The organism is Streptomyces sp. NPDC045022, from assembly GCF_056432605.1.
Genome location: NZ_JBWKIR010000075.1, coordinates 1 through 2,786, shown reverse-complemented (window position 1 = coordinate 2,786; position 2,786 = coordinate 1). Strand labels below are relative to the sequence as shown.

At 68.6% G+C, this 2,786-nt stretch carries 4 protein-coding genes and 1 pseudogene; 3 read left to right on the top strand and 2 right to left on the bottom strand.

Annotated elements, in window-relative coordinates:
• Positions 1-569, top strand: a 569-nt coding sequence (locus tag AC07C1_RS41195) for an IS630 family transposase (protein WP_478947240.1), incomplete at its 5' end; no start/stop codon positions are given.
• Here the strand turns inward: AC07C1_RS41195 and AC07C1_RS41190 are convergent.
• Positions 566-1,141: a hypothetical protein gene (locus AC07C1_RS41190; protein WP_478947239.1), complete on the bottom strand. Its 576-nt coding sequence runs from the start codon at positions 1,139-1,141 to the stop codon at positions 566-568. The genes AC07C1_RS41195 and AC07C1_RS41190 overlap by 4 nt on opposite strands.
• A 450-nt stretch (positions 1,142-1,591) precedes the next feature.
• Here AC07C1_RS41190 and AC07C1_RS41185 point away from each other — a divergent pair, with 450 nt between their 5' ends.
• Entirely contained in the window at positions 1,592-1,789 is a 198-nt protein-coding gene (locus AC07C1_RS41185) for a YlcI/YnfO family protein (RefSeq protein ID WP_478947238.1), read from the top strand.
• The gene (locus AC07C1_RS41180) at positions 1,786-2,082 is read left to right on the top strand and encodes a hypothetical protein (protein ID WP_478947237.1); all 297 of its coding nucleotides are present in this window, start codon (positions 1,786-1,788) and stop codon (positions 2,080-2,082) included. Before AC07C1_RS41185 ends, AC07C1_RS41180 begins: the two co-directional genes overlap by 4 nt.
• A gap of 183 nt (positions 2,083-2,265) precedes the next feature.
• On the opposite strand, the pseudogene AC07C1_RS41175 reads toward AC07C1_RS41180, so the two are convergent.
• A pseudogene (locus tag AC07C1_RS41175) lies at positions 2,266-2,786 on the bottom strand (hypothetical protein); the annotation flags it as partial.

The window sequence follows — 2,786 nt, the reverse complement described above, 5'->3', positions numbered from 1 at the left end:
ATGACCGCAGCGTCGACGGGGCCGAGGAGCTTGGCGCCGTCGAACCGGCCGGTCCGCAGCTGGACGATGTTGACCGCGACGGCGGTGCACGGGACGACTACGTCCGCAACGGGCTGACCACCTTGTTCGCCGCGTTCGACGTCGCCACCGGCGAGGTCATCACCGCCCTGCACCGCCGACACCGGGCGGCTGAGTTCAAGAAGTTCCTGATCAGGATCGACAAGGAGGTGCCGGCTCATCTCCAGATTCACCTGATCTGCGACAACTACGGCCCCCACAAGACCCCCGCGATCAGGACGTGGCTGGCCAGACACCCACGGTTCCAGATGCACTTCACCCCGACCGGCTCGTCCTGGATCAACCAGGTCGAGCGGTGGTTCGGTTTCCTGGCCGACCAGAAGATCCGTCGCGGCGCACACAAGAACGTCCAGGCTCTTGAGGCCGACATCCGCGCGTGGGTCAAGGACTGGAACGAGGACCCCAAGCCGTTCATCTGGACCAAGACAGCCGAAGAAATCCTCGACTCCCTCGCTCACTTCTGCCGACGGATCTCTGGCGCAGGACACTAGCCGTTCTCGCCGGCGCCGACCACGTCGTCGGACGCGCCTTGGTGGCGTATGCAGCCGCCGTCCGCTCGCACTGTCGGCTTGCCGGAGTACCAGTCGGGGCGGAGGGTGAGTTCGATGCCGTCCTTGTCGGTCGTGGTGATGCCGGGCAGGCCCGCGCCGGGCTCGCCCTGCTTGGGGGCGGGGAGGTCCTCCACGGTCAGACTCTGCTGTCGCCAGGTGCGCCGCAGGTGGTCGAGGGCGGTCCGGTATGCGGCGGTGTCGGCGAAATCCAAGTCCCAGCTGTAGGTCGGCTGGTCACGGGTGACGTCACCGTCGTCGACACCGAAGTCGTCCACACAGGAGGTGCTGCCCTCTTCCTGTGCGAGCTCGTCCGGCCGGTGCCCGCCGAGGTCGGGCGCCGGGCTGAGAGATAGGACGGTCCGGACGCCGGCCTCCTTGGTGGCGTCTACGCGCGCTCGGTACTCGTTCGCCGAGCGCACAGGGCCGCCCTCCAGCGATGTACACCCGTAGGCGCCGAGGGCGAGGACGAGGACAAAGAGGGCGCCGATTGCGGTTACGGTGCGGTAGGCCATGGGTCAATCCAAGCCGGGGGCGGCAGGGACAAATAAGCGCTGGAGTACCCGGATGGTCCGGCCGCCCTCTGAGTACGAACACCTACGTGATGGCACCACGGAGTCCCACGTCATGAGCGAGCGAGCGCGCGGCAATCTCCAGAAGCCGCGCGGCGCCGGCCCGGCGGGCAGGAAAAACCGATGTGGTCCCTGCGAGGGCTCGCGGGTCGGCGCGCAGCGGGAAGTGCGTGACCCGGCCGGCGGCAGCCTCGGTCAGGAAGCATCCTCTGGTGTTCGCCCTGACTCCTGGGCAGTGGGGTGAGGCCCCGCAGGTGGTCGAGGCGGCGCGAGCGGGAGACCGGCAGTCTTCACGGCCTGGCGGCCAGCGGCGTCATTGTCGACCAATACGATGACGCTGTTCCTAGCAGGTTGCTCTTACGGCACCGGGTCGTGGTGGCTAGGATTGCCACCATGTCTGTGACCACGATGACCCTGCGGATCCCCGATGAGCTCGCGCCCTCAATTAGGGCGGCCGCCTTGGAGGCCGGCCTGAGTGTGAACGCGTACGTGGTGCGTGCCGCGCGCCGGGCCGCGACCCTGGACGCCGGGCGGCAGCTTGCCGCGCTCGGGCTCGGTGACGACCTGGCGGGCGAGGGCGACACCCTGTGAGGCGTGGTGAGGTATGGACGCTGCCCGATGGCCGCAACGTCCTGATCATCAGCCTGACCGGCCTGGAAGAGTCCTACGGCGCCGTTCTGGTGATCGTGCTGCACGAAAGCGGCCGGTTCCCGGACACGGCCATGTCAGTGGTGATCGACACCCCGATCGCGTGCACCGCCGTCGCGGTCAACATCGTCCAGCTGCGGACCAGCCGGTTCGACGCCGCCAAGCTCCTCGGACCCGTCGACACTGCGGTCATGGCCCGCGTCGATCAGGCCCTGCGCGCCGTCCAGGACCTTTGAGCCCGGCTGAGAGGGCTCCACAGTGCCCCGCGTGGCCGGTGACCGAGCCCGGCGACTGTCAACAACGCTCGTGATCAATAAACCTAGGCGCCACCTCGCACGGCCCGCGAGCGGCCGCGTAGTGCCGGCGATCTCGGTCGTCCTGGACCACTCGACCGCCGCGGTACGACCCGAAGGATCCGTTCAACGAGGCGGTCGCCGGGTTCTACATCCAGGCCTTCGGCGGACTCGGTGACCTGTATGCGCCGGCGCTGTCCCTGACGGCCGGCGACGCCGAACGGCGTCACCCGGGACCGAAATGGTCCCGCCCTCGATTCCGGCGAGAGGTCGGGAGGTGGTGGCAAGGAGGTGCTCGGAATACACCTCGCCCCACTGCTGTGGTGTCTTCCCGCCGCCCCCGATCGGGTCGAGCACCACAAGACACGGCCCGCTCGCCCAGGCCGGTCGGCCGCGACCGTCGGGGTAGCCGTGCCGGGCCCAGTGGTTCTCGTGCCGCCAGCACCGTCCGGCCCGCTGCAGCAGCAGAGACAGCGGAGCGAGGTTGCTGATGACGATATCGGCATCCAGATCGAGTGACTGCTCGACGACCTGGGTGGCGACGACGATCCGGGCCTTCTCAGCCGGGCTAGTCGTCCGCCGGCCGCACCTCGAACCCGCCCCGCCCGTCGAACCGTACGTCGTACACTGCGTCGAATCCGTCGGCG

Bases quoted from the DNA above. Each gene is read 5' to 3' on its own strand.
- AC07C1_RS41185 (WP_478947238.1), top strand. From the start codon at position 1,592: ATGTCTGTGACCACGATGACCCTGCGGATCCCCGATGAGCTCGCGCCC.
- AC07C1_RS41190 (WP_478947239.1), bottom strand. From the start codon at position 1,141: ATGGCCTACCGCACCGTAACCGCAATCGGCGCCCTCTTTGTCCTCGTC.